This window comes from Kitasatospora sp. NPDC058218, assembly GCF_042882445.1.
GTDB lineage: Bacteria > Actinomycetota > Actinomycetes > Streptomycetales > Streptomycetaceae > Kitasatospora.
Window position 1 is genome coordinate 1 of the sequence record NZ_JBHVWC010000069.1, and the last position, 26,812, is coordinate 26,812.

A 26,812-nucleotide genomic window follows, 5' to 3' on the forward strand; every position below is an offset into this window, starting at 1 on the left:
GCCGATGGTACTGCAGGGGGGACCCTGTGGGAGAGTAGGACGCCGCCGAACAATTATTCAAGGCCGCGGCCCCAGCGATTCGCTGGGGCCGCGGCCTTTTTGTTTTTACGAACGTTTTTGCACCGTCGGCACGACTAGGGACTTCCGCCCAGGCGCGTGGTGTCCCCCGATGCCGGACAATGGAGATGGTGCTCGGCCAGGAGGCCGGCATCGAACCGCGCGAGGGCAGTGGTGTCGCCCCCATCCGCGGTAGAGCTGAAGCAACAGAGGAGTCACCACAATGTCGAACCAGCCCCAGGACCGTCCCGAGCGTCGATCGGACGACGGCCGCGGCTCCGAGCCCCGGTCTCGTGGGGGCTGGTCCAACGACCGCGGTCCGCGTCGTGACGACCGTGACGACCGTCCGCGCCGTGACGACCGTCCGTCCGGTGGTGGTTACAACCGCGACCGTGACGACCGCGGCGGTTTCCGCCGCGACGACCGTCCGTCCGGTGGCGGCGGTAGCTTCCGTCGTGACGACCGTCCGTCCGGTGGTGGCTTCAACCGTGACCGTGACGACCGCGGCGGTTTCCGTCGTGACGACCGCCCCTCGGGCGGTGGCGGTGGTTTCCGTCGTGACGAGCGTCCGTCCGGTGGCGGCGGGTTCCGCCGTGATGACCGTCCGGGTGGGTTCAACCGCGACCGTGACGACCGTCCGCGTCGTGATGACCGTCCGTCCGGTGGCGGCTTCAACCGCGACCGTGACGACCGCGGCGGCTTCCGTCGTGACGACCGCCCCTCGGGCGGTGGCGGTGGTTTCCGTCGTGACGAGCGTCCCTCGGGTGGCGGCTTCAACCGCGACGACCGTCCGCGTCGTGACGACCGCCCCTCGGGTGGCGGCTTCAACCGCGACGACCGTCCGCGTCGTGACGACCGTCCGTCCGGTGGTGGCTACAACCGCGACCGCGACGACCGCGGTGGTTTCCGTCGTGACGAGCGTCCGTCCGGTGGCGGCGGGTTCCGCCGTGATGACCGTCCGGGTGGGTTCAACCGCGACCGTGACGACCGTCCGCGTCGTGATGACCGTCCGTCCGGTGGCGGCTTCAACCGCGACCGTGACGACCGCGGCGGCTTCCGTCGCGACGACCGCCCCTCGGGCGGTGGCGGTGGTTTCCGTCGTGACGAGCGTCCCTCGGGTGGCGGCTTCAACCGCGACGACCGTCCGCGTCGTGACGACCGTCCGTCCGGTGGCGGCGGGTTCCGCCGTGATGACCGTCCGGGTGGGTTCAACCGCGACCGTGACGACCGTCCGCGTCGTGACGACCGCCCCTCCGGTGGCGGCTACAACCGCGACCGCGACGACCGCGGCGGGTTCCGCCGCGACGACCGCCCGCGTCGTGACGACCGCCCGTCCGGTGGCGGCTACAACCGCGACCGCGACGACCGCGGCAGCCGGGACTACGACGACCGTCGGGGCAACTTCGAGCCCGTCAAGCGGCTGCCGATCCCGGAGGACGTCACCGGCTTCGAGCTGGACGCGGACGTCCGCCAGGAGCTCAAGAGCCTGCCCAAGACGCTCGCCGACGATGTCGCCCGCAACCTGGTGATGGTCGCCCGCCTGCTCGACAGCGAGCCGGAGGAGGCCTACCAGTACTCGCGCGTCGCGCTGCGACTGGCGTCCCGCGTCGCTGCCGTCCGCGAGGCGGCCGGCTTCGCCTCGTACATGACGCAGCGCTACTCCGAGGCGCTGACCGAGTTCCGCGCGGCCCGTCGGATGACCGGCCGGGTGGACCTGTGGCCGGTGATGGCGGACTGCGAGCGCGGTCTGGGCCGTCCGGAGCGGGCGCTGGCGATGGCCGGCGAGCCCGAGGTGAAGCAGCTGGACAAGTCCGGTCAGGTCGAGATGCGCCTGGTCGCGGCGGGTGCCCGCAGCGACATGGAGCAGTTCGAGGCGGCCGTGGTCACCCTGCAGAGCCCGGAGCTGGCCTCCAGCGCCGTGCACCCGTGGACCGCGCGACTGCGGTACGCCTACGCCGAGGCGCTGATCGCGGCCGGCCGGGGCGACGAGGCCCGTGACTGGTTCGCGAAGGCCGCCGAGGCCGACACCGACGGTGCCACCAACGCGTCGGAGCGGCTGGCCGAGATCGACGGGCTGGAGTTCGTCGACGCGCTCGACCCGGAGGTCGAGGACGAGGCCGCCGAGGCCGCCGAGGACGAGGCCCCGGCCCCGGCGCCGGCGAAGTCGCGCGGTGGCGTGCCGGACGAGCGGGAGATCTTCGAGGACGAGGAAGACGTCGAGGAGTTCTACGACGAGGACGACCTGGAGATCGACGAGGACTTCGACGGCGTCGTGCCGGAGCGGTCCAAGGACGCCAAGGCCTGATGCCGCGCGTCGCGTAGCTGAGTGAGGCCCTGCCGCACCCCGGGATTCTCCGGGGTGCGGCAGGGCCTCACTGCTGTCCGGGCTTCGTCGCTCAGCCCAGTTCGAGGCTGCGCAGGACCAGCCCGGTGGCCGGCTTGGGGCCGAATGACGTGGACTTGCGGGGCATGGTGACGCCCTGTTCGGCGAGCCGGCGGACCACGCTCTCGCGTACCGGATGGAGCAGCACCGCCGTGCCACCGGTCCGGGCGGCCTCGCGTTCGGCGGACACGGCGGTGTGCAGGTAGCCGATGTCGTCGGGGCCGTCGGGGACGTGCCAGGTGTGGTCCAGCAGGGCCGCGTGCAGCACGGTGGCGTCCAGGTGGCGCCACTCCTGCGGCCGGTCGCGCGGCACGCTCGCGTCGAGCAGCGCCTCGTCGGGTTCGCCGATCAGCCAGTAGACGCCGTCGCCGCCGGTGAGCACGAAGCCGTTGCCGCCGTGCCGCTTCTGTTCGGCGAGCGCCTGCAGGGCGCCGGACAGGGGGCCGGGCACCTCCTTGACCCGCCAGCGGTCGCCCAGCTTCTCCAGCGCCTCGGCGATCGGCAGCCGGTACAGCACCCGGTGGATCGCCCGGACCCGCAGCGGGTAGCGGGCGGTGTCGACCAGCAGCACCAGGCCCCGGTCCCAGGGGCTGCGCGGCAGGTGGCGGTGCTCGCGCTGGAGGCGCAGGTACATCTCCCAGCGGTGGTGGCCGTCGGCGATCAGCGCCCGGCAGGTGGCCAGGTCGCGGCTGATCTCGGCGATCTCGGCGGGGTCGGTCACGGCCCACAGCCGGTGGTGGGTGCCGTCGGTGGTGGTCGTGGTGAGCAGCGGCTCGTCCGCGACGGCGCGTTCGACCACGCCGGCCGCGCCACCGTTGCCCCGGTAGGTGAGCAGCAGCGGTTCGAGGTTGGCGCGGGTGGTGCGCATCAGGCCGACCCGGTCCGCGACCGGCCTGGGCATCACGTCCTCGTGGGGGAGGACGACGCCGGCCTCGCTGCCGCTGACGGCCAGGGCGCCGATCAGGCCGCGTTGGAGGAGCTCCGGGGAGTCGCCGGTGGCGGGCACGCGCTGCTCGTAGACGTACAGGGCGGGCTCGGGGTCGGCGGCCAGGACGCCCTCGTTCAGCCAGTCGCGCAGCAGCCGGGCGGCGTGCCGGTAGCGGGTGTCGCGGTCGGGGCGGTCGCCGGCGTCCTCGGGCTCGGGGCGCGGCAGGATCAGCCGGACCACGTTGTGCGGGTCGGCGGTCTCCAGGTCGAGCCTGCGGCCGGGGTCGACGACGTCGTACGGCGGTGAGGTGACCGCGGCCAGTGCGCCGACCCGGTCGGGGACGTAGCGGAGGCCGCGGAAGGGGGACAGGGACAGACCTGCGGTGGCGACATGACCGGGATTGCCGGGGCCGCCCTGCGGAGACTCCGCTCCGCTTTCTGCACTGGGTGTGCTCATTCTGGGCATCGTAATCGGGTACGCGTTGTTCAGAGATCGGAACACCCGTGCTGGTCCGGAGCCGGCGGGTGTCGTGACCGAGGGCGAGGGACGGCGTGAGAGAGCGCGGTGAGCGGGCGACGCAGTGGTGCGCGTCCCGTGAGGCGGTCGGCGAGGGCAGCGAGGTGGGCGCATGAGCGGTGGGCAGGAGCGGGTGGACGGCAGCGGCGGCGCGGAGGGCTTCGCGGATGATCGTGCGAACGGGTTGGCCGGCGCGGGGAGTTCGGGCGAGGGCTCCGGCGAGGGCCCCGGCGGTGGCGTGCCGGAGCAGGGCCGGTCCGGCGAGCCGGCGGGGGACGTCTACGAGTGGTTCCGCCGGGGCGGGAAGCTGCTGGCCCAGGGGCACCCGGCGGCCGCCGAGCAGTTGCTGGCGCGGGCGGCCGCGGCGGAGCCGCACTCGCGCAGCATCCGGGAGACGCTGGCCCGGGCCCAGTTCGACGCCGGCTCGTACGCGGCGGCGCTGGAGAACTTCCGGGCGGTGGCCCTGGCCGATCCGTCCGACGACTACGCTCAGTTCGGGTGGGGTGTCTCGGCGGCCCGGTTGGGCGACTTCGAGACCTCCGCCGAGCACCTGGCCCTGGCCGTCGCGATGCGGCCGGACACCGACTACTACCGGGCCGCGCTGCGGCAGACCCGGGCGACCCTGGCGGCCCGCGCCGGGGCGTTCGGCCCGTTGGTGCCGGGGGCACCGGGGTACGCGGAGCCCGGGCGGGCTGCCGGTGGGTTGCCGGCGGCCGCCGACCGGGGCGACGGGGACGGTACGGCGCAGCACGGCACGGAGCGTGACGGCTCGGTGCGTGACGGCACGGAGCGGGACGAGACGGATGACGGGGATCGACGCAGTGAATGAGGTAGCGAAGGCATGACCGAGACGGCCACCACCGAGCGACGGACCGCCCCCGGCGGCAGTGAGCTCCCGCTGACCGAGGCGTACGACACGGCGCTGCTGGATCTCGACGGCGTGGTCTACGCCGGGCCGAACGCGATCGACCACGCGGCGGACTCGCTGGCGGCGGCGAGGACGGCCGGGATGCGGTTGGCGTACGTGACCAACAACGCCTCCCGCCCGCCCCGGGTGGTGGCCGCCCATCTGACCGAACTGGGTGTGCCGGCCGAGCCGGCCGACGTGATCAACTCGGCGCAGGCGGCCGCCCGGGTCGTCGCCGAGAAGGTGCCGGCCGGGTCGAAGGTGCTGGTCGTGGGCGGCCTGGGCCTGGAGGAGGCGCTGGCCGAACGCGGCCTGGTGGCCGTCCGCACGCTGGCCGAGGAGCCGCTCGCGGTGGTGCAGGGCTTCGACCCCTCGGTGGGCTGGGCGCACCTGGCGGAGGCCTCCTACGCGGTGCAGAGCGGGCTGCCGTGGGTGGCCTCGAACACCGACCTGACGGTGCCGACCGCGGGTGGGATCGCGCCCGGCAACGGCACGCTGGTCGCCGCCGTGCGCGCGGCGACGGGCGTGGAGCCCGAGGTGGCGGGCAAGCCGCTTCCGCCGATGCACCGGGAGACGGTGCTGCGGACCGGGGCGCAGCGGCCGCTGGTGGTCGGCGACCGGCTGGACACCGACATCGAGGGCGCGTTCAACGGCGGTGTCGACAGCCTGCTGGTGTTCACCGGGGTCACCACCGCGGCGCAGCTGCTCACGGCGCGGGTGGAGCACCGGCCGACGTACCTGGCGCAGGACCTGCGGGGCCTGCTGGTGGCGCACTCCGCGGTCACGGAGCAGCCGGGTGGCGGCTTCGGCTGCGGCGGCTGGGTCGTGGTGGCGCAGGACGGGCTGCTGCGACTGGACGGTGTCGGGGCGGACCGCTGGGACGGCCTGCGGGCGCTCTGCGCGGCGGCCTGGACGGCGCTGGACGCGGACGGTGCTCCGGCGGACGGCCGCAAGGCGCTGGCCGAGCTGGGATTCTGAGGCCGGGTTCCGAGGCCGGGGTTCCGAGGTCGGGATCCCGGGGGCCGGGCCGGGATTGCGAGGCCGTGGGCCGGCTGCGCGCGACTCGCCTGGCCGGCCCGGTCAGAGCAGGGTGCGCAGCCGGAGCAGGTCGCGGAAGCCCGCCTCCAGCCGGACCCGGCCGCCGGCCCAGGCGGCGGCGAAGTTGAGCTTGCCGCCGACCAGGGCGACCAGGTCGTCGCTGCTCATGGTGAGCCGGATCTCGGCCTTCTCGGCGGGCGGACCGGGTGCCTCGACGACGTCCTCGATCCGGCCGTCCCGCAGCCGTCCGGAGAAGGTCAGGTCGAGATCGGTGATCCGGCAGGTGAGGGAGCGGTCGAGGGCGGCTGCCTTGTGGACGTCGCCGGTGGACTTCGCCAGGTTCCGGCTGAGCTGCTCCAGTGCCGTACGGCACTCCTCGGCGTTGGCCATGGCGGCTGGTCCACTCCCTGTGCGACGGCGGCGGTGGTCACTGCGGGGCCACGGTACCGCAGGCGGGTTTTGGCGGTAGCGTCGTCTGTGGGGTGCCCGGAACCGGTCCGGGTGCCGACGGCGACGGAGCGATGCGCGCAGGCGCTAAGGAGGCACCCGGATGCTGCCGAAGACGGTGCGGGGAGCGGTGGAGGTCGCCGCCGGGCTGGTGGAGGAGGTCGGCAAGCTGGTCGTCGGGACGGCGGCCGGGCTGCTGGAGAAGAGCGGGGTCGACGTCGCCGAGGTGGAGCGGCGGCTGGGCGAGTCGTTCCCGCCGTCCGCGAAGTCGCTGCAGACCCTGGCGGAGGAGGCGGTCACCGCCGGCCGGGCCGGGGTGGACCTGGCGGTCGGCGTCGCGCGCGGCGAGGTGGAGAAGGCCTTCGAGAAGGTCGGTGACCAGGTGACCAAGGTCGGCGTGGTGCTCGCCTACCTGGAGAGCAAGCTGCGCGAGGTCGAGGAGGAGGGCGTGCCGGCCGCGTCGCCGCAGGCCGGGCCCGAGACGGCGGCACCGGCGCCGCGGGCCGACGGCCTGTTCGGGCGCGGCTGGGAGCTGGACGACGAGCCGGCGGCACCTGCGGCGCGGGCGGGCGGCGAGCCGATAGTGGCCGAGCGGGTCGAGGTCGACGAGCCGGTGGAGATCGATCCGCCGGTGCCGTCGGCGTCGCGGTCGGCGGAGCCGGCCGACCGGGGTACCACCGAGGCGGCGCCGACGAAGCGGGCGGCCGCCCCGAAGGCCGCCGGGGACAAGCCGGCCGCGAAGAAGCCGGCGCCGAAGGAGGCGGCGGCGAAGAAGGCCGCGCCCGACCGGGCCGCCACCGGGACGCCGGACGCGAAGCCGGCGACCGCGAAGCCCGCGACGGCCGGGAAGACGGCCGCCAGGAAGACGGCCGCGAAGAAGACCGCCGTCAAGAAGACCGCGGCAGCGACCACGAAGCGGACCGCGGCGAAGAAGGCGGCGCAGGCCGCCGGCCAGGAGCCGCCCGCCAAGCGGACCGCGACCAGGAAGACCACCGTGCGCAAGAGCAGCAGCACGAAGAAGCCCGATGCCTGACCCCGACCCGGGCCCCGCCCCCCTCCCTACGGACGCGGCCCTGGACGCGGCCCGGGACCTCGCCCCCGAAGCGGCCCCGATCACCGGCGAGCCGCTCCCGCTGGGTGTCGAGCCGACCCGCACCGGCCACCCGGCCGTCGACGCCGCGCTGGCCCGGCTGGAGGCCCTGGACGGGGTGCCGACCGAGGCACACGTCGCGGTGTACGAAGATGTTCACCAGCGGCTGACCGACACGTTGGCCGCGCTCGACCGGGACGACCCGCTCGGATCGACCGCCCGGAACGACCCGTAGGAGCTGAAACACCAGTGGCAGTGGCACGACGCCGTCTCGACGCGGAGCTGGTCCGCCGCAAGCTGGCCCGGTCGCGCGAGCACGCGTCCGAGCTGATCGCGGCCGGCCGGGTGACCGTCGGCGGCACCACCGCGACCAAGCCGGCCACCCAGGTGGAGACCGCGGCGGCGGTCGTGGTGGCCGAGGACGCGAACGACCCCGACTACGTCTCGCGCGGCGGGCACAAGCTCGCCGGGGCGTTCGAGGCGTTCGTACCGCAGGGCCTGGTGGTCGAGGGCCGCCGCGCGCTGGACGCCGGCGCGTCCACCGGCGGCTTCACCGATGTGCTGCTGCGCGCCGGCGCGGCCGGTGTGTTGGCGGTGGACGTCGGCTACGGGCAGCTCGCGTGGTCGCTGCAGAGCGACGACCGGGTGACGGTGATGGACCGCACCAATGTGCGCGAGCTGACCGTGGAGCTGATCGGCGGCTCGCCGGTCGACCTGGTCGTCGGCGACCTCTCGTTCATCTCGCTGGGCCTGGTGCTGCCCGCGCTGGCCGGCTGCGCGGCCGAGGACGCGGACCTGGTGCTGATGGTCAAGCCGCAGTTCGAGATCGGCAAGGAGCGCCTCGGTAGCGGCGGCGTGGTGCGCAGCCCGCAGCTGCGCGCCGAGATGATCCGGCAGGTGGCCGGGAAGGCATGGGAGCAGGGGCTGGGCGTGCGGGCGGTCACCGCGAGCCCCCTGCCGGGGCCGTCGGGCAACGTCGAGTACTTTCTCTGGCTGCGCCGGGACGCCCCGCAGTTGGACCCGGCGGAGGCGGACCGGGCTGTCGCCGAAGGCCCCCGATAGGGTGCTCTGCGGACGTCCGGTCCGTCATGCTGAGTGACGCGGCCGCACCGGGCCGAGGGCGACCCGGCCGACGTAGGGCCCGGCCGACGTAGGGAGAGGGCAGCGGGCATGAGCGAGCGAACCGCGGGGGTATCCCCGGCCGAAGTCCGGCGGAGAGCTGTCGAGGGGTGCGCGTCGCCTGCGGCGACGGCGGGGCGACGGGGACACCTCGGGGCTGTCGGGACTGGCGGAGAGGGGCGCGCATGAGCGAGGGACGGACGGTCTTCCTGATCGCGCACACCGGCCGGGAGGCCGCGCTGCGCAGCGTCGAGGGCCTGGTGCACGGCCTGCTGAAGGCGGGCATCCGGATCAGACTGCTCGCGGCCGAGGCGGTGGACCTGGACCTGCCCGACGGGGTCGAGCGGGTGGCCGGGGGACCGGGCGCGGCGGACGGCTGCGAGCTGATCCTGGTCGCGGGCGGGGACGGCACGCTGCTGCGCGGGGCGGAGCTGGCGCGTGAGCACGGGCTGCCGATGCTCGGCATCAACCTGGGCCGGGTGGGCTTCCTCGCGGAGGCCGAGCGGGACGATCTCGCGGTGGTGGTCGAGCGCGTCGTCGACGCCGACTACGAGGTCGAGGAACGGATGACGCTCGATGTGATCGTCCGGACCAACGGCGATGTGGTGCACCAGGACTGGGCGTTGAACGAGGCCTCGATCGAGAAGGCGGCCCGGGAGCGGATGCTGGAGGTGGTGACCGAGGTGGACGGCCGTCCGGTCTCCAACTTCGGGTGCGACGGGGTGGTCTGTGCGACGCCGACCGGTTCGACGGCGTACGCGTTCTCCGGCGGCGGCCCGGTGGTCTGGCCCGAGGTGGAGGCGCTGCTGATGGTGCCGATCAGCGCGCACGCGCTGTTCGCCCGGCCGCTGGTGACCTCGCCGGACTCGGTGCTGGCGGTCGAGGTGCAGCCGAAGACCCCGCACGGCGTGCTCTGGTGCGACGGCCGGCGCTCGGTGGAGCTGCCGGCCGGGGCCCGGGTTGAGGTCCGCCGGGGGCAGACGCCGGTACGGCTCGCCCGTCTGCACCGGGCGCCGTTCACCGACCGGCTGGTGGCCAAGTTCGCGCTGCCGGTGACGGGTTGGCGCGGCCGGGCGGAGACGCTCTGACCGGCCGCCCCGGCCACCTGTACTGACGGACCGTCAGACCGCCAGGGGCTGGCTGTCGTCGGCGGCGCTCCAGCGGCCGCCGACGGCCGCCCTGGCGGCGACGTCCACGAGGCGTTCGACGGCGGCGGGCACCGCTGCGGCGGGCACGGTGAGCGGGATCCGGATGTGGTGCTCGAAGGCGCCGTCCGAGCCGAAGCGGTTGCCCGCCGCGATCCGTACGCCGCCGTGCTCGCCGGCCAGGGCCAGCGCCGCGCCGGACAGGCCCCCGGTGGAGACCCAGAGCGAGAGCCCGCCGGGCGGGGCGGCGTAGCGCCATGCGGGCAGGTGCTCGCGCAGCGCGCCGGCGAAGGCCTCCGCGGTGGCCCGCAGCCGGTCCAGCTGGTGGGCGCGGACGGCCGCCAGCGGCTCGCCCAGCAGCTCGGCGGCGATCAGTTGGTCCAGCACCGGGGCGCCGACGTCGCTGTAGACCCGGGCGGTGGCCAGCCGGCGCACCAGCGCGGGGGCCGCCCGGACCCAGCCGATCCGCAGGCCGCCCCAGAGCAGCTTGCCCGCCGAGCCGACGGTGACCACCTGGGCGGACCGGTCCAGCGCGGCCATCGGGCGGGGGAGGGCGGCGTCCGGCGGAAGGCCCCAGCCGAGTTCGGCGGTGGTCTCGTCGGCCAGCACGATCGTGCCGGCGGCCCGGGCGGCGGCCAGTAGCTCCCGGCGCTGCTCCTCGGGGACGAGGGCGCCGGTCGGGTTGTGGAAGTCGGGGATCACGTAGGCGGCCTTGGGCGCGGCGCCGCGCAGCACCCGGCGCCACTCGGCGAGGTCCCAGGTGGGCTGCCGGGACGGCCCGCCGGGCCAGCTGTACGGGACGGGTACCAGGCGGGCGTCGCCCAGGCGCAGCGCCTGCAGGGTGTGGGCGTAGCTGGGCGCCTCGACGGCGACCCGGTCGCCGCGGCCGATCAGGGCCTGCTGCACCAGGTGCAGGCCGCCCATCGCGCCGATCGTGATCAGGATCTGGTCGGGGGTGGTCGGCAGGCCGCGCTCGCTGTAGCGCCGGGCCACCGCCTCGCGCAGGACCGGGACGCCGGTGGGGTAGTTGCCGTGCCCGGCGGCGTACGCGGGCAGCTGCTCGACGGCCCGGGCGGCCGCCGCGCCGAGGAAGGGCTGCGGGGCGGGCAGCGCGGCGACCCCGAGGTCCAGCGTGCGGCCCTGCTCGTCCGGCGGCACCGGGTGCAGCGCGTCGCTGGGCGGCGGGGCGCCCTCGGGGAGGGCGGTCCAGCTGCCGGAGCCGCGCCGGCTGTGCAGGTAGCCCTCGGCGCGCAGGGCCTCGTACGCGGTGGCCACGGTGGTGCGGCTGAGTCGCAGGGCCAGGGCCAGTTCGCGTTCGGCGGGGAGCCGGGCGCCGACCGGCAGCCGGCCCTCGGAGACCAGCAGTCGGACCTGCCCGGCCAGCGTCCGGTAGGCGGGGCGGCGGGTGGTGGCCGGCTCGGGCAGTCGGGCGGCGTCGAGCAGTCGGGCGAGTGCGGCGGCGGTGACGGTGGTGTGCCAGTCGGCCATGGCTGATCAGTCCACTTGCTCGGAATTGGCCCTGGATGGGGTCGCTTTGGCCTGTCCATCATGGCAGGGCGGCCATCGAGTCCGCCACCGTCGCGGCCCGGCCCGCACGGTGCAGCACCACCTGCGGGAGAACCCGATGGCCACCACGACCACGCATCCGACCACCACTGCGCCCACCGCCGAGCCCGCCCCCGGCGCGCAGCGCCCCTCGCGCGCCGTCCGGCTGCTCGGCGACACCCACGCCCTGGGCCGTCGGCTCCCGCAGCTCCTGGTCGGGCTCACCCTCTACGGCGCGAGCATGGGGCTGATGCTGCGCTCCGGGCTCGGCCTCGACCCGTGGGACGTCTTCCACCAGGGCCTGCAACGCACCGCCGGCCTCTCGGTGGGCGCCTGGGTGACCATCTGCGGCGCCCTCGTGCTGCTGCTCTGGATCCCGCTGCGCCAGCGGCCCGGCCTGGGCACCGTCGCCAACGTGCTGATGATCGGCGCGGCGATGGACCTCACCCTGAGGGTGGTCGGCACGCCCGGACCGCTGCCGGCCCGGATCGCGCTCATGGTGGGAGCGATCGTGCTCAACGGCCTGGCCACCGGCCTCTACATCGGCGCCCGCTTCGGGCCGGGCCCGCGGGACGGCCTGATGACCGGCCTGCACCGGCGCACCGGCCGGTCGCTGCGGCTGATCCGGACCGGAATCGAACTCACCGTGCTGGCCGCCGGGGTCCTGCTCGGCGGCACCGCGGGCGTCGGAACCGTGGCGTACGCGCTGGCCATCGGCCCGCTCGCGCAGATCTTCCTGCCCTGGTGCACGGTTCCCACCGCAGCTCAAACGGCCCGGAAGGGATGAACTTACGAGTCGTGGAGTTGCCGCTCGTCGCGCGCCGGGGCCGGAACCTCGTAAGGTCGTCACCGTGTTGGACGAGATGCGGATACGGGATCTTGGGGTCATTGACGACGCGGTGGTCGAACTGGCCCCCGGCTTCACCGCCGTGACCGGTGAGACCGGCGCCGGAAAGACCATGGTGGTGACCAGCCTCGGCCTGTTGCTGGGCGGCCGCGCCGACCCGGGCCTGGTGCGCAACGGCGCCGGACGCGCGGTCGTCGAGGGCCGGCTCGAACTGCCCGCGGGCTCCCCGGCGGCCGCCCGCGCCGTCGAGGCCGGCGCGGAACTCGACGACGGCGCGCTGCTGATCAGCCGGACCGTCTCCGCCGAGGGCCGCTCCCGGGCGTACGTCGGCGGCCGGGCCGTCCCGGTCGGGCTGCTCGCCGAGCTCGGCGAGGACCTGATCGCCGTGCACGGCCAGACCGACCAGCAGCGGCTGCTGCGCCCGGCCCGCCAGCGCGGCGCCCTGGACCGGTACGCCGGCGAGGCGGTGGCCGAGCCGCTGGCCCGCTACCGCGAGGTCTACCGCCGGCTGCGGGAGGTCTCGGCGACCCTGGAGGAGCTGACCACCCGGGCCCGCGAGCGCGCCCAGGAGGCCGACCTGCTCCGCTTCGGCCTGGACGAGGTGGCCGCCGCCGAGCCCGTCGCCGACGAGGACGTCGAGCTGGGCGCCGAGGCCGAGCGGCTCGGCCACGCCGACGCGCTCTCCTCCGCCGCCACCCTGGCCCACGCCGCCCTGGCCGGCGACCCGGCCGACCCGGAGGCGCTGGACGCCGGCACCCTGCTGGCCCAGTCCCGTCGCGCCCTGGACGCCGTCCGTCACCACGACGAGCGCCTCGCCGCCCTCGCCGACCGGCTGAACGAGGTCGGCTACCTGCTGGCCGACGTCGCCGGCGACCTGGCCGGCTACGCCGACGACCTGGACGCCGACCCGGTCCGGCTGGCCGCCGTCGAGGACCGCCGGGCCGTCCTGGCCCAGCTGTTGCGCAAGTACGGCGGCCCGGAGAACTCCCTCGCCGAGGTGCTGGCCTGGGCCGACACCGGCTCCGCCCGGCTCGCCGAGCTCGACGGCGACGACGAGCGGATCGACGAGCTCGGTGCCCAGGAGACCGCGCTGCGCGCCGAGTTGGCCGAGCTCGCGGCCGAGGTCTCGACCGCCCGGCAGGCCGCCGCCGGTCATTTCGCCGAGGCCGTCTCCGCCGAGCTGGCCGAACTCGCGATGCCGCACGCCCGGGTGACCTTCGCGATCGGCCAGGTCGACGACCTCGCCGGCATCGAGGTCGACGGCCGCACCGTCGCCTACGGTCCGCACGGCGTGGACGAGGTCGAGGTGCTGCTCGCCCCGCACCCCGGGGCCCAGCCCCGTCCGATCGCCAAGGGCGCCTCCGGCGGCGAGCTCTCCCGGGTGATGCTCGCCGTCGAGGTGGTCTTCGCCGGCGCCGACCCCGTCCCCACCTACCTGTTCGACGAGGTGGACGCGGGCGTCGGCGGCAAGGCCGCGGTCGAGATCGGCCGCCGGCTGGCCAAGTTGGCCGAGTCTGCCCAGGTCGTGGTGGTCACCCACCTGCCCCAGGTCGCCGCCTTCGCCGACCGCCACCTGGTGGTGGTGAAGACCAACGACGGCACCGTGACCCGCAGCGGCGTCAAGGTGCTGAACGACGAGGAGCGGGTGCGCGAACTCTCCCGGATGCTGGCCGGTCTGGAGGACTCGGAGTTGGGCCGCGCCCACGCCGAGGAACTGCTGGCCGCCGCCCGGGCGCCACGCCACCGGTAGCCGCCGTCCGCCCGCCCGGCGGCCCTCCGGCGGACCACGACGCGCCCCCCGTGGCGCCGACTGTCCAAGAGGGCCGCCGACCTGGCATGGTGGCGGCTGGACACTGGCTTTCCAGTCCCGAGCGCCGTCGGCGGGCAATCCTCGCGACGCGGCGCGCGAACCTGATCGAGTCGGATGCGAGACGACGTGGACCATTCCGCCGCCCGGGCCACCGCGGCCGCCCCTGAACCGGGTCAGCTGCACGTGGTGCTCGTCCTGGCCGCCAGCACCGGCGGCATCGGTGCGCACGTGCGCTCACTGGCACAGGGCCTGGTCGCGCACGGAGTGACCGTCACGGTCTGCGCGCCCGCCGGTACGGACGCGTTGTTCGGCTTCTCCCGCACCGGCGCCAGGTTCCACCTGGTCGACATCACCCCCACGGCGGGTGCCCGCAGCGACGCCACCGCGATCGGCGAGCTGCGCCGCGCCTTCACCGGCGCCGACGTGGTGCACGCCCACGGTCTGCGCGCCGGGCTCCTCTCGGACCTTGCGCTGCGCACCGCCGGCCGCTTCCCGGGTCTGCGCCCGGAGACCCCGCTGGTGGTCACCGCGCACCACGCGCTGCTGGCCACCGGCATGGAGCGGCGGCTCCAGCGGCTGATGGAGCGCCGGGTGGCGCGCGCCGCCGACCTGGTGCTCGGCGCCTCCTCCGACCTGGTGGCCCGGGCCCGCGAGCTGGGTGCCACCGACGCCCGGCTCGGCCCGGTCGCGGCCCCGCCGATGCCCGAGGGCCGACTGGAACGGGCCGAGGCCCGGGCGGCGTTGCTCGGCGACGGCCCGGACCGCCCGCTGGTGCTGGCGGTCGGCCGGCTCGTGCCGCAGAAGGCCTTCGGACTGCTGCTGGACGCCGCCCGCGAGCTGGCCGCGCTGGATCCGGAACCGCTGCTGCTGATCGCCGGCGACGGCCCCGAGGCGGCCGGGCTGCGTGAGCGGGTGGCCGCCGAGAAGGCGGCGGTGCGGTTGCTCGGCTACCGCACCGATGTGCCGGACCTGCTGGCCGCCGCCGACGTGCTGGTGGTCTCCAGCCGCTGGGAGGCCCGTTCGCTGGTGGTCCAGGAGGCGATGCGGGCCGGCGTGCCGGTGGTGGCCACGGCCGTCGGCGGCATCCCCGAGCTGGTCGGTGACGCCGCCGTGCTTGTCCCGCCCGGTGACGCGGCCGCGCTCGGCCGGGCGGTGCGCGAGGTGCTGGGCGACCCGGACCGGCGTCGGCGGCTGGTGGCCGCGGGCCGGCAGCAGGCCGAGACCTGGCCGGACGAGGCCGCCACCGTGGCGCAGGTGCTCAGCACCTACGACGAGCTGGTGCAGCGCACCCCGTAGCCGCTCGGGCGGTGTCGGCGGGTCGGTCCGGACGTCCCGGCCGCCGACCGGACCTGCCCGGGCCGTGGGCCGCCCGGGCAGGAGCCGCTCAGACGGTGGCCTGCTCGGCCCGGTCGGCGGCCAGGCCGTCCGGCTGGGCGGAGAGGTAGGCGCCGCCGCAGGCGGTCAGCCGCAGCGCGGTGTCGATCAGCGGGACGTGGCTGAAGGCCTGCGGGAAGTTGCCGACCTGGCGCTTCTCCCGCGGGTCCCACTCCTCGGCGAGCAGGCCGACGTCGTTGCGCAGCGACAGCAGCTTGTCGAACAGCTCGCGGGCCTCCTGCACCCGGCCGATCATGGCGAGGTCGTCGGCCAGCCAGAACGAGCAGGCCAGGAAGGCGCCCTCGTGGCCGGAGAGGCCGTCCACGTTGTTGCCGCTCTCGTCGTGCGTGGGGTAGCGCAGCACGAAGCCGTCCTCGGTGGAGAGCTCGCGCTGGATCGCCTCGATGGTGCCGATCACCCGCTTGTCGTCCGGCGGGAGGAAGCCGACCTGCGGGATCAGCAGCAGCGAGGCGTCCAGCTCCTTGCCGCCGTAGTACTGGGTGAAGGTGTTGCGCTCCTGGTCGTAGCCCTTCTCGCAGACGTCGCGGTGGATGGTCGCCCGCAGCTTGCGCCAGCGCTCCAGGTGGCCGTCGGAGGGCGCGTCCTCGGGGTTCTGCTCCAGCAGCTTGATCGTGCGGTCGACCGCCACCCAGGCCATCACCTTGGAGTGGACGAAGTGCCGGCGCGGGCCGCGGACCTCCCAGATGCCCTCGTCCGGCTCCTGCCAGTGCTCCTCCAGGTACTCGATGAGCCGCAGCTGGAGGTGGTGGGCGTGGTCGTTGCGGACCAGGCCGGTCATGTGGGCCAGGTGCAGGGCCTCGACGACCTCGCCGTAGACGTCCAGCTGCAGCTGGCCGGCCGCGCCGTTGCCGACCCGCACCGGCTGCGAGCCCTCGTAGCCGGGCAGCCAGTCCAGCGAGGACTCGGTGAGCTCGCGCTCGCCGGCGATGCCGTACATGATCTGCAGGTTCTCCGGGTCCCCGGCGACGGCGCGCAGCAGCCACTCGCGCCAGGCGCGGGCCTCGTCGCGGTAGCCGGTGCGCAGCAGCGAGGAGAGCGTGATGGCGGCGTCGCGCAGCCACGTGTAGCGGTAGTCCCAGTTCCGCTCGCCGCCGATGTCCTCGGGCAGGGAGGTGGTGGGGGCCGCGACGATGCCGCCGGTGGGGGCGTAGGTGAGGCCCTTGAGGGTGATCAGCGAGCGGATCACGGCCTCCCGGTAGGGGCCCTGGTAGGTGCACTGGCCGGCCCAGTCGTGCCAGAAGTCCGCGGTGGCGTCGAGCATCTCCTCGGCGTCCGGGGCCTTGGGCGCCTCCAGGTGGGAGGCCTGCCAGGTGAGTGCGAAGGCGATCCGCTCGCCGGCCGCGACGGTGAAGTCCGCGTAGGTGGTGAGGTTGCGCCCGTAGGTGTCCGCCTCGCCGTCCAGCCAGACCGAGTCGGGGCCGGCCACGGCCACCGTCCGGTGGCCGCCGTCGGCCTGCTCGACCCGGTGCACCCAGGGCACGACCCGCCCGTAGCTGAACCGCATCCGCACCGCCGAGCGCATCCGGACGGTGCCGGACAGGCCCTCGACGATCCGGATCATCTGGGGGACGGAGTCCCGCCCGGCCAGCGGGCGCGGGGGCATGAAGTCGATCACCCGGACGGTGCCGCCCTGGCAGTCCCACTCCTGCTCCAGGATCAGCGAGTCGCCCCGGTAGCGGCGGCGGTCGGCGGGGACGGCCGGCGCGGCGGCGGTGGGCGGGGGGACCCGGAGGTCGCCGGTGTCGGTGAAGCGGACGCGCGGGGTGTCCGGGGCGGGGGCCGGGGTGGCCGGCGGCTCGGCGGCCATCACCTCGGCCGGGCCGATCCGCCAGAAGCCGTGTTCATCGGTGCCGAGCAGGCCGGCGAACACGGCCGGCGAGTCGAAGCGGGGCAGGCACAGCCAGTCGACCGCCCCGTCCCTGCTGACCAGGGCAGCGGTCTGCATGTCCCCGATGAGTGCGTAGTCCTCGATACGGCCGGCCACGTGGATCTCCAGTTCGCAATGTGGTCACGACGCATCGGCGATCCGGGGAGAGCCAGCGGGTCTGCGGGGCCGGGGCCACCCCGGGACGTCCGGCCTGCCGGGGGTGGTGGCAGGCCTTGCTGGAGTGTCCGCACGAGGCTCGGTCGAGCCCCAGGGTGGGTGGGGAGGAGCTTGATGACGGGGAGGTCCGGTCGCGCATCGGGGACCGAGAGGTGTCCTGACCCTCCCACGCCCTCCGCGTGCTCGTGCTGTCGGCGATGCGTCCGTGCAGCTTACGACGGACGAAAGGGGCGAAGCACGCGGACGCAGCCCTGCGTGGCGCCACAATTCGGCGGAAATGCCGTGCATCGTGGGGGAGCCGTGCAGGATGGCTCGGAAGGATCACCTCCGGATGGTCCGTCGGGAGGGGCCCTCATGACCCGCCCGAGCGCCGCCGAGTGGCCCGCTCGGGCCGGTGGTGCGACCGGTGTGACTCGTGCGCCGGGTGGTGCGCCGGTGGTGCGCCGGGAGCGTGCTTCCGGGGCACCACGAGCGGGCCGGAACGCGTCCCGGCCGGGTCACTGATACCCTGGTATCCCGTGGACCGGTGGGATCAAACGCCCCGGACCAGCCGAACCGACGACCCTTCGAGTGCCGTGCACCGCATCGCACTCCCGTCGCGCAAGGCGAGCCGAGAGCTTCCCGCCCACGTCACCTTCGACACGCGACCCACGGGAGCCCCCTCTTGGCACAGCCCCATTCCGGCAAGGCATCGAACGGCCGCGCCGTGACGACCAAGCACCTCTTCGTCACCGGGGGTGTCGCCTCTTCTCTCGGCAAGGGCCTCACCGCCTCCAGCCTGGGCGCCCTGCTCAAGGCCCGCGGACTGCGCGTGACGATGCAGAAGCTCGACCCGTACCTCAACGTGGACCCGGGCACCATGAACCCGTTCCAGCACGGCGAGGTCTTCGTCACCGACGACGGTGCCGAGACCGACCTCGACGTCGGCCACTACGAGCGGTTCCTCGACACCAACCTGCACGGCTCGGCGAACGTCACCACCGGCCAGGTGTACTCGACCGTCATCGCCAAGGAGCGCCGCGGCGAGTACCTGGGCGACACCGTCCAGGTCATCCCGCACATCACCAACGAGATCAAGGCCCGGATCCGCCGGATGGCGACCGAGGACGTCGACGTGGTGATCACCGAGGTCGGCGGCACCGTCGGCGACATCGAGTCGCTGCCCTTCCTGGAGGCCGTCCGCCAGGTCCGCCACGAGGTCGGCCGGGACAACGTGTTCTTCGTGCACGTCTCCCTGCTGCCGTACATCGGCCCCTCGGGCGAGCTGAAGACCAAGCCCACCCAGCACTCGGTGGCCGCGCTGCGCAACATCGGCATCCAGCCGGACGCCATCGTGCTGCGCGCCGACCGCGAGGTCCCGCAGGCCATCAAGCGCAAGATCTCGCTGATGTGCGACGTGGACGAGGAGGCCGTGGTCGCGGCCATCGACGCCAAGTCGATCTACGACATCCCCAAGGTCCTGCACGGCGAGGGCCTGGACGCGTACGTCGTGCGCCGCCTGGACCTCCCGTTCCGTGACGTGGACTGGACCACCTGGGACGACCTGCTGCGCCGCGTCCACGAGCCGCAGCACATCGTCAAGGTCGCGCTGGTCGGCAAGTACATCGACCTGCCGGACGCCTACCTGTCGGTGACCGAGGCGCTGCGCGCCGGCGGCTTCGCCAACAACGCCCGGGTCGAGATCAAGTGGGTCACCTCGGACGACTGCACCACGCCCGAGGGAGCCCAGGAGCACCTCGGCGACGTGGACGCCATCTGCATCCCCGGTGGCTTCGGCGACCGCGGCGTGGACGGCAAGGTCGCCGCGATCACCTACGCCCGCGAGAACCGGATCCCGCTGCTGGGCCTGTGCCTGGGCCTGCAGTGCGTGGTCATCGAGGCCGCCCGCAACCTGGCCGGCCTGCCCGAGGCCAACTCCACCGAGTTCGACGCGGCCGCCAAGTACCCGGTCATCTCCACGATGGCCGAGCAGCTGGCCATCGTCGACGGCAAGGGCGACCTGGGTGGCACCATGCGCCTGGGCCTCTACCCGGCCAAGCTCGCCGAGGGCTCCATCGTCCGTGAGGTCTACGGCGGCGAGCAGTACGTCGAGGAGCGCCACCGCCACCGCTACGAGGTCAACAACGCGTACCGCGCCGACCTGGAGAAGACCGGCCTGCAGTTCTCCGGCCTCTCCCCGAAGGGCGACCTCGTCGAGTACGTCGAGTACCCGCGCGAGGTGCACCCCTACCTGGTGGCCACCCAGGCCCACCCGGAGCTGAAGTCCCGCCCGACCCGCCCGCACCCGCTGTTCGCGGGCCTCGTCAAGGCGGCCATCGAGATCAAGACGGCCGGTCAGTAGTCAGGACCGACGACCCGTCGTCGACATGTCACCGGACGGCGGCCCCGCGATTCCCGCGGGGCCGCCGTCCGGCGTTAGATTGTGTCGTACTGACGAAAAGGGGAGATCGATGGACGACCAGAGCATCTTCGACATCGCCGAGGAGTGGGAGGTCCGGGGGACCGGGACGCCGTTCCAGGGCAAGGTCACCGGGGTGCGCTCCGAGGAGGTCCGGATGCCCGACGGCAGCTGGGCCCGCCGCGACTACCAGACCCACCCCGGCTCGGTCGCCGTCCTGGCGCTGGACGACCGGCAGCGGGTGCTCGTCCTGCGCCAGTACCGCCACCCCGTCCGCCAGCGGCTCTGGGAGCTGCCGGCCGGTCTGCTCGACGTCCCCGGCGAGAACCCTCTGCACGCCGCCCAGCGCGAGCTGTACGAGGAGGCGCACTGCAAGGCCGACACCTGGCGGGTGCTGGTCGACTTCTACACCTCGCCCGGCGGCACCGACGAGGCGCTGCGCCTCTTCCTCGCCACCGACCTCACCGAGGCCGACGGCGAGCGCTACGAGGCGCACGGCGAGGAACTGGAGATCGAGACCGCCCGGGTGCCCGTCCCCGAGCTGGTCCGGCTGATCCACGCGGGCGAGCTGCACAACCCCACCCTGATCACCGGCACCCTGGCCCTGCACGCGGCCCTCACCGGCCCCGGCGGCCTGGACGCGCTGCGCCCCGCCGACTCGCCCTGGCCGGCCCGGCCCTTCTCGGCGTGACACCGGGCGGATCGCCACCCCGCCATTGATCCGCAGGGGTGACTTACCGGTTCGTACGACCGGATGTCACCTCGGCGGAGCCGGACGGTCGAACTACGCTTCGCAGACAGGGCGCCCGTCCCCGGGCCTCCTCCGCTGAGCACTGGGTGACGTCGGGAGTGGCACGGGTGGCGAGGAAGACGGCGACGATGGACGCGGGGCCCGGCGTATCCGTCGAGGGCGTTCCCGGGCTGGACCGGCTGCCCGCCGGTCCCACGCTGCTCGTCGGCCGGCGCGCCGAGCTCGCCGCCCTGCGGGCGGCCGCCGCCCGCCCGGCCGAGGGCCGCAGCCGCGTCCTGGTGCTGGCCGGCCGGCCGGGCTCCGGGCGGACCACGCTGGCCGTCCGGTTCGCCCTCACCGCCGCCGCCGACTACCCCGACGGCGTGCTGTTCGCCCGGCTCTCCGCCCCCGACGGCGGCCGGGTGCCCCCCGCCCGGGCCGCCCGCCGGCTGCTGGAGCAGCTCGGCGCGGACACCGCGGGCGTCCCGCTGCCCGGCGCCGTCGAGGACGGCCGGGACGAACCGGCCTGCGTCGCACTGCGGGAGGCACTGGCCGGACGGAAGGTCCTGCTGGTACTGGACGACGTCCGGGACGCCGGACAGCTCTGGCCCCTGCTCGCGGACGAGCCGGGCTGCCTCGTCCTCGCCACCACCGCCGGGCCGCTCACCGGCATCGAGGACATCGACCCGGTCATCCTCGGCGGACTCGACCGGCAGGCCTCGGGCGAGCTGCTCGGGGACCTGGTCGGCGGGACCAGGATCAGCTGCGACCCGGTCGGCGGGGCCGATCTCGCGGAGGCCTGCGCCTCCCGGCCGGCCGCGCTGCGGTTGATGGCCGGGTGGCTGCGCGGCAACCCGGAGCTGGCCGTCACCGATGCCGCGAAGGAGCTGGCGCGGGCGGTGCGGGAGGCCGACGCGCAGCCGACGGGTGGTGGGAAGCCCGGGAGCGGCGCGAAGCCCGGGGTCGGTGCGAAGCCCGGGAACGGCGTGAAGGCTGCGGGCGGGGCTAAGCCCGGGGGCGGTGCGAAGTCGGCGGAGGCGAGTGGGGGGAAGCCGACGGGGGCGGGGGACGCGCCCGGGGTGAAGGACGCGCTGAACGGGGGGCCCGTGGCCGCCGGGGCGCGCGGGGAGGACGGGCGGGCCCCGGGCGGGGCCGCGGACGTTCCGGGGGCCGGGAAGGGCGGGAAGCGGCCGGCGGGCGCCGCCCGGGGCCCGAAGAGGGGTGAGCGGCGCGGCGGGAACCGGGTCGAGGAGCAGGGTTCGGGGCAGGCACCGGAGCGGGTGCTGGGGCAGGTTCTGGGGCCGGGGGGCAGGCAGGGCGGGACCGGGGGAGGGAAGCCGGGCGCTGCCGCCGGGGCGACCGGGCCGGCGCTGCGGTCGGTTGCGCCGCCGTTCGCCGCTCCGGCCGCTCCTGCGGGCGCTGCCGCTGCTGCCGGGGCGGCTCCGGGCGCACCTGCCGGACCGGCGGGCGGTCCGGCGGGCGGGTCGGCGTCGCCGGGCTCCGCCGGCTCGGCGGCGGCCCTGTCGTCGGCCGCCGTGCCGGTGACCGATCCCGCCGCCTGGGTGAAGCCGGCGCCCGAGCCCGCCGAGCCCGTTCCGGTGCCCGACAACGATCCGCTGATCGGCGCGTTCACCCTGCTGTACGACACGCTGCCGGCCGCCCAGGCGCGGATGCTGCGGGCGCTCACCCTCGCCCCGGGCCAGACGGCCGACCCGCGGACCGCCTCGGCGCTGGTCGGCTGCCCGGCACCGGAGGCCGCCACCACGCTGGCCGCGCTCGCCGAGCGAGAGCTGCTGGGCGAGGAACCGCCCGCCGCCGACGGCACCCCCCGCTACCGGGTGCCCGGCCGGCTCTACCCCCGGCTGGTCCGGCTGCGCGAGCGCGAGGACCGGCCCGCCGAGCTCGAACTGGCCCGGGCCCGGCTGCTGGAGCGGCTGGTCCGGCTCACCGAATCCGCCCGCGCACTGCTCGACCCGGCGGCCGGCCCGGGCCCGGACCCGCTGCCGGGTCCGCTACGGCTGCGCTCCGCCGCCGAGGCCCGGCAGTGGCTGCTCGGCGAGCGCGACGTCCTGCTCGGCGCGGTCGCCGACGCGATCGGCCAGGGCGATCTGGACGGCTCGGCCGGCCGGCTGGTCACCGCCCTGCTCCGGGCGCTGCCGCTGACGGGGGCCGCCGCCCCCGCCGACCTCTACCAGCTGCACGAGCAGGTGCTGACCGTGGCCGAGCGGCACGGCAAGCCCCGCCGGGCCGCCGCCGCGCTGCTCAATCTGGGTGATCTCCAGGCCGCGGCCGGCCGCTGGGAGCAGGCCACCGGGCACTACCGGGCGGCCCTGGAGCATGCCCGGTCCGCCGACGACGAGGCGCTCTGCGCCCGCGCCCTGGAGGGCGCGGCCGGCTGCTACCGGGCGCTCGGCGAGGCGGTCCGCGCCGCCGACGGGTACGGGCGGGCGCTCGCCCTGCGGCAGTCGATGGGCGATCACGCCGCCGAGGCCCGGCTGCTCGCCCGGGTGGCCGAGGCGCACACCGCGCAGCGCCGGTTCGAGGAGGCCGAGCGGGAGTACCGGGCGTCCCTGTCGGTGCTGCGCAGGCTGGGCGACGAACGCGGGCTGCAGGTGGTCGGCGCCGCCCTCGCGGAGCTGCGGGAACGCCTCGACGGCGGGTGGTAGGGGCGGGTTCCGGAGTATTGTCGAAGATGCCTGGTTGGCATTGCTTTGGCGGGAAGATCGCTGGGGAAGCCTACGAACCTGCCAATGTGTCCGGCAGATTTATTCACTTTGGAAGGCTGACACGCCGCCTGGGCTTCATTACACTCGAACTCAGTCGCGCAGCGATCCATGCCCCGGTGTCTTCCGGAGGCTTCCCCACGTGCGCGTCGCCCGCCGGTCTTCTCCGGTAGGGACCCCCATGGCAAGAGGACGTGTTTAGCCGTGAAGGTCGGCATCCCCCGCGAGGTCAAGAACCACGAGTACCGCGTGGCCATCACGCCCGCCGGCGTGCATGAGCTGGTCCGCAACGGACACGAGGTCTACATCGAGGACAACGCCGGTGTCGGCTCCTCGATCCCCAACGAGGAGTACGTGGCCGCCGGCGCCACCATCCTCCCCACCGCCGACGAGGTGTGGGCCACCGCCGACCTGCTGCTGAAGGTCAAGGAGCCCATCGCCCAGGAGTACCACCGTCTGCGCAAGGGCCAGACCCTCTTCACGTACCTGCACCTGGCGGCCGACCGCGCCGGCACCGACGCGCTGGTCGCGTCCGGCACCACCGCGATCGCGTACGAGACCGTGCAGCTCGCCAACGGCGCCCTGCCGCTGCTCGCGCCGATGTCCGAGGTCGCGGGCCGGCTGGCCCCGCAGGTCGGCTCGTACCACCTGATGCGCCCGGCCGGCGGCCGCGGCGTGCTGCCCGGTGGCGTGCCCGGCACCCACCCGGCCAAGGCCGTCGTCATCGGCGGTGGCGTCTCCGGCTGGCACGCGGCCACCATCGCCATCGGCATGGGCTACGAGGTGACCCTGCTCGACCGCGACATCAACAAGCTGCGCGAGGCCGACAAGGTCTTCGGCACCAAGATCAAGGCCATCGCCTCCAACGCCTTCGAGCTGGAGAAGGCCGTCCTGGAGGCCGACCTGGTGATCGGCGCCGTGCTGATCCCGGGCGCCAAGGCCCCGAAGCTCGTCACCAACGAGCTGGTCTCCCGCATGAAGCCGGGCTCCGTGCTCGTCGACATCGCCATCGACCAGGGCGGCTGCTTCGAGGACTCGCACGCGACCACGCACGCCGAGCCGACCTTCCAGGTCCACAACTCGGTCTTCTACTGCGTGGCCAACATGCCGGGCGCCGTCCCGAACACCTCCACCTACGCGCTGACCAACGCCACGCTGCCCTACATCGTGGAGCTGGCCAACCGTGGCTGGAAGGACGCGCTGCGTCGCGACCCGGCGCTGGCCAAGGGCCTGAACGTGCACGAGGGCCAGATCACCTTCGGCGCCGTCGCCGAGGCCTTCGGCCTGGAGTCCGTCTCCCTGGAGAGCGTGCTCGCCTGACCTCGCACTTTCCGGTCCGGGACGGTCCGCGCCAGGCCGGCGCGGGCCTCCCGGACCTCGGGCTGCCCCCGGCGGGACGGCCCGTAGGCCCCCGACTCTTTTCCCCGCCCGTCGACGGGCGGGGAAGGACGGTCGGGGGCTTCGCCGTGCCCGTGAACGGGCGGTGACATGGGCAGGTCGCTCTGTCGTCAATTTCTGTGGGTCGCGTCACCCGACCGCAGAAACGTTAGGGTCAAGGGCCCGCGCATCCCTTGACAGAGGGTTGCCCGATAGTCGACACATCCTGCCCACTACCGTGGATTGTGTTGCTGCGAACGCCTTGAACGGCCTAGAGTCGCAAACCGTCGGCATGCTGCCACGCTGACGAATCGACATAGAGTCCTGGATGCCCAAGGAGGTAAGACGACTTGTGAATGAGTCGACATTTGCTCCCGGGGGTGGTCAGCCAGGACTGGCGGAGCACACCGCCGTCCAGCCGAGTGAGGAGTCCGGGGCCCGGCAGGCCACCGTGGGCTCGGCCGAGGTCGGCTCGGTCGCACTCCGCACTTTCGAAGCACGCCAGAACACAGCACAGGTGACCACGGTGACCGACTACGACGTCGACCTGCCGGCCCATGGCCTGGCTTACGGCGAGTTCGCCTACGGCGCCTACGACGACCCGGACGCCGAGTACGAGCCGGACCCGGAGTACGCCGCCACGCTGGCCCCCGACGCCGCGCGCCAGCGCCGCGAGCGGGTCGGCCCGACCGGCCGTCCGCTGCCGTACTTCCCGATCCCCGCGCCGGTGGCCGAGCACGGCCCCGCGCAGATCATCGCGATGTGCAACCAGAAGGGCGGCGTCGGCAAGACCACGTCGACCATCAACCTGGGCGCGGCCCTGGCCGAGTACGGCCGCCGAGTGCTGCTCGTGGACTTCGACCCGCAGGGCGCGCTCTCGGTGGGCCTCGGGGTCAACCCGATGGAGCTCGACGTCACCGTCTACAACCTGCTCATGGAGCGGGGCCTGACGGCCGATGAGGTGCTGCTGAAGACCGCGGTGCCGGGCATGGACCTGCTGCCCTCCAACATCGACCTCTCCGCCGCCGAGGTGCAGCTGGTCAGCGAGGTGGCCCGGGAGTCCGCGCTGGCGCGCGCCCTGAAGCCGCTGCTGCCCGACTACGACTTCGTCATCATCGACTGCCAGCCCTCGCTGGGCCTGCTGACGGTCAATGCCCTGACGGCGGCTCACAGCGTCATCGTTCCGCTGGAGTGCGAGTTCTTCGCACTGCGCGGCGTCGCGCTGCTCACCGAGACGATCGAGAAGGTCTGCGAGCGGCTCAACCCCGAGCTGCGCCTGGACGGCATCCTGGCCACCATGTACGACTCGCGCACCGTGCACAGCCGCGAGGTGCTGGCCCGGGTCGTCGAGGCGTTCGGCGAGCACGTCTTCCACACCGTCATCGGGCGGACCGTGCGGTTCCCGGAGACCACCGTCGCCGGCGAGCCGATCACGACGTACGCCACCAACTCGGTCGGTGCCGCCGCCTACCGTCAGCTCGCCAGGGAGGTGCTCGACCGGTGCCGCCCCGCCGAGTGAGTCTCCCGGGTGCCGACGAGCTGTTCCGGACCACCGGCGGGATGGCGCTGTCGCCGTCCCTCGCGCCGCGTCCGGCCGCCGAGGCGCCCAGACCGGAGACCGCACGGACCGTCAACGGCGCCGGCCCCGGAGCGGACGGCGCCGAGGGCGTCGACGACGGCTCCGGGGGCCCAGCGACCGGGGGCGCCGGGACCGCCGGCGAGGCCGGTCGGCCGCGCGAGCACCAGCCGGCGTCCGGCTCGGTGCCCGCCCCGGCACAGCCGGGTGGGGCCCAGGGCATCGGGCAGACCGGTGCGGCGGGCAGTACGGCCGGTGGTGCGGCTGGTGCCGCACAGGCCGGGAAGGCCGTGCAGGGCGGTCGGAGCGTCGCGCCGGCGCCGCGCCAGCACGCGGGTGCCGCCGAGGAGCAGGCGGGCGCCACAGGGCGCCCCAGGCCGCGCGGCCGGGCCCCGCGCCGCCCCACCGGGCGGGAGCGGCACGACGAGAAGATCACCGTGTACGTGTCCGCCGAAGAGCTGATGGACCTCGAACACACCCGACTGGTGCTCCGCGGCGAGCACGGTCTGGCGGTGGACCGCGGCCGGATCGTCCGGGAGGCCATCGCGGTGGTGCTGGCCGATCTGGAGCAGCGCGGCGAGGCGAGCATCCTGGTGCGGCGGCTGCGCGGGCGCTGAGGCCGGTGGTCGGCCGGCGCTCGGGCGCCGGCTGTCCGGTGGGGGCCCGTCCCGTGGGGTCTGTTGTCCGGTGGGGTCGGCTGTTCGGTGGGGTCTGCCGTTCGGTGGGCGCCGGAGTGG

Annotated in this window: 20 protein-coding genes; 16 read left to right on the plus strand and 4 right to left on the minus strand. The window is 74.5% G+C overall.

All coding sequences use genetic code 11. The features are described from left to right. The first annotated feature begins 1,477 nt into the window (after positions 1 to 1,477). Entirely contained in the window at positions 1,478 to 2,362 is an 885-nt protein-coding gene (locus ACFVYI_RS34360; protein ID WP_387892895.1) for a tetratricopeptide repeat protein, read from the plus strand. A 91-nt stretch (positions 2,363 to 2,453) separates the two neighbouring features. On the opposite strand, the gene ACFVYI_RS34365 is transcribed toward ACFVYI_RS34360, so the two are convergent. Further along, complete coding sequence (locus ACFVYI_RS34365) at positions 2,454 to 3,824, minus strand: DUF1015 family protein (protein WP_387892829.1); 1,371 nt, start codon at positions 3,822 to 3,824, stop codon at positions 2,454 to 2,456. A gap of 172 nt (positions 3,825 to 3,996) precedes the next feature. Here ACFVYI_RS34365 and ACFVYI_RS34370 point away from each other — a divergent pair, with 172 nt between their 5' ends. Together ACFVYI_RS34370 and ACFVYI_RS34375 are read left to right on the plus strand one after the other, a co-directional pair. Beyond that, positions 3,997 to 4,713 carry a tetratricopeptide repeat protein gene (locus ACFVYI_RS34370; RefSeq protein WP_387892831.1) on the plus strand — a complete coding sequence of 239 codons (717 nt, stop codon included), beginning with the start codon at positions 3,997 to 3,999 and terminating at the stop codon, positions 4,711 to 4,713. 12 nt (positions 4,714 to 4,725) lie between these two features. Then, on the plus strand, positions 4,726 to 5,769 hold the full coding sequence (locus ACFVYI_RS34375; protein ID WP_387892833.1) for an HAD-IIA family hydrolase: 1,044 nt from the start codon (positions 4,726 to 4,728) through the stop codon (positions 5,767 to 5,769). A 102-nt stretch (positions 5,770 to 5,871) separates the two neighbouring features. On the opposite strand, the gene ACFVYI_RS34380 is transcribed toward ACFVYI_RS34375, so the two are convergent. After that, positions 5,872 to 6,219, minus strand: a complete 348-nt coding sequence (locus ACFVYI_RS34380; protein ID WP_387892835.1) for an SCP2 sterol-binding domain-containing protein — start codon at positions 6,217 to 6,219, stop codon at positions 5,872 to 5,874. Between the two features lie 160 nt (positions 6,220 to 6,379). On the opposite strand from ACFVYI_RS34380, the gene ACFVYI_RS34385 reads away from it, so the two are divergent. The 4 genes from ACFVYI_RS34385 (at position 6,380) to ACFVYI_RS34400 (ending at position 9,573) form a co-directional block, all read left to right on the plus strand. Next, complete coding sequence (locus ACFVYI_RS34385; RefSeq protein WP_387892837.1) at positions 6,380 to 7,309, plus strand: hypothetical protein; 930 nt, start codon at positions 6,380 to 6,382, stop codon at positions 7,307 to 7,309. Further along, the gene (locus ACFVYI_RS34390) at positions 7,302 to 7,601 is read left to right on the plus strand and encodes a hypothetical protein (RefSeq protein ID WP_387892839.1); all 300 of its coding nucleotides are present in this window, start codon (positions 7,302 to 7,304) and stop codon (positions 7,599 to 7,601) included. The genes ACFVYI_RS34385 and ACFVYI_RS34390 overlap by 8 nt, the downstream gene beginning before the upstream one ends. A 20-nt stretch (positions 7,602 to 7,621) precedes the next feature. Beyond that, positions 7,622 to 8,428, plus strand: a complete 807-nt coding sequence (locus ACFVYI_RS34395; RefSeq protein WP_387892898.1) for a TlyA family RNA methyltransferase — start codon at positions 7,622 to 7,624, stop codon at positions 8,426 to 8,428. 242 nt (positions 8,429 to 8,670) lie between these two features. Continuing rightward, entirely contained in the window at positions 8,671 to 9,573 is a 903-nt protein-coding gene (locus tag ACFVYI_RS34400) for an NAD kinase (RefSeq protein ID WP_387892841.1), read from the plus strand. A 33-nt stretch (positions 9,574 to 9,606) separates the two neighbouring features. Here ACFVYI_RS34400 and ACFVYI_RS34405 read toward each other — a convergent pair whose 3' ends face one another. Next, on the minus strand, positions 9,607 to 11,118 hold the full coding sequence (locus ACFVYI_RS34405; protein WP_387892842.1) for a PLP-dependent aminotransferase family protein: 1,512 nt from the start codon (positions 11,116 to 11,118) through the stop codon (positions 9,607 to 9,609). Between the two features lie 136 nt (positions 11,119 to 11,254). On the opposite strand from ACFVYI_RS34405, the gene ACFVYI_RS34410 reads away from it, so the two are divergent. The 3 genes from ACFVYI_RS34410 to ACFVYI_RS34420 all read left to right on the plus strand — a co-directional run bounded on the left by ACFVYI_RS34410 (position 11,255) and on the right by ACFVYI_RS34420 (position 15,128). After that, positions 11,255 to 11,962 (plus strand): YitT family protein, encoded by a 708-nt coding sequence (locus ACFVYI_RS34410; protein ID WP_387892843.1) that lies wholly within the window; start codon positions 11,255 to 11,257, stop codon positions 11,960 to 11,962. Positions 11,963 to 12,038: 76 nt separating this feature from the next. Continuing rightward, positions 12,039 to 13,772 (plus strand): DNA repair protein RecN, encoded by a 1,734-nt coding sequence (recN, locus tag ACFVYI_RS34415; protein ID WP_387892900.1) that lies wholly within the window; start codon positions 12,039 to 12,041, stop codon positions 13,770 to 13,772. 174 nt (positions 13,773 to 13,946) lie between these two features. Continuing rightward, positions 13,947 to 15,128: a glycosyltransferase family 4 protein gene (locus tag ACFVYI_RS34420; RefSeq protein WP_387892844.1), complete on the plus strand. Its 1,182-nt coding sequence runs from the start codon at positions 13,947 to 13,949 to the stop codon at positions 15,126 to 15,128. Between the two features lie 88 nt (positions 15,129 to 15,216). Here ACFVYI_RS34420 and ACFVYI_RS34425 read toward each other — a convergent pair whose 3' ends face one another. After that, positions 15,217 to 17,211, minus strand: coding sequence for a glycoside hydrolase family 15 protein (locus ACFVYI_RS34425; RefSeq protein ID WP_387892846.1), 1,995 nt, complete (start codon positions 17,209 to 17,211; stop codon positions 15,217 to 15,219). A gap of 724 nt (positions 17,212 to 17,935) precedes the next feature. Between ACFVYI_RS34425 and ACFVYI_RS34430 the strand changes: the two genes are divergently transcribed. The 6 genes from ACFVYI_RS34430 (at position 17,936) to ACFVYI_RS34455 (ending at position 26,692) form a co-directional block, all read left to right on the plus strand. Then, positions 17,936 to 19,612, plus strand: coding sequence for a CTP synthase (locus ACFVYI_RS34430; RefSeq protein WP_387892848.1), 1,677 nt, complete (start codon positions 17,936 to 17,938; stop codon positions 19,610 to 19,612). A 109-nt stretch (positions 19,613 to 19,721) separates the two neighbouring features. Further along, positions 19,722 to 20,360 carry an NUDIX domain-containing protein gene (locus ACFVYI_RS34435; protein WP_387892850.1) on the plus strand — a complete coding sequence of 213 codons (639 nt, stop codon included), beginning with the start codon at positions 19,722 to 19,724 and terminating at the stop codon, positions 20,358 to 20,360. Positions 20,361 to 20,527: 167 nt separating this feature from the next. Beyond that, entirely contained in the window at positions 20,528 to 23,065 is a 2,538-nt protein-coding gene (locus ACFVYI_RS34440; protein WP_387892851.1) for an AAA family ATPase, read from the plus strand. 261 nt (positions 23,066 to 23,326) lie between these two features. Continuing rightward, complete coding sequence (gene ald / locus ACFVYI_RS34445) at positions 23,327 to 24,442, plus strand: alanine dehydrogenase (protein ID WP_360626333.1); 1,116 nt, start codon at positions 23,327 to 23,329, stop codon at positions 24,440 to 24,442. Positions 24,443 to 24,950: 508 nt separating this feature from the next. After that, a complete protein-coding gene (locus tag ACFVYI_RS34450; protein ID WP_380392235.1) occupies positions 24,951 to 26,018 on the plus strand; it encodes a ParA family protein in 1,068 nt (355 codons plus the stop codon). Next, a complete protein-coding gene (locus ACFVYI_RS34455) occupies positions 26,015 to 26,692 on the plus strand; it encodes a hypothetical protein (RefSeq protein ID WP_387892854.1) in 678 nt (225 codons plus the stop codon). Before ACFVYI_RS34450 ends, ACFVYI_RS34455 begins: the two co-directional genes overlap by 4 nt. Positions 26,693 to 26,812 lie beyond the last annotated feature (120 nt).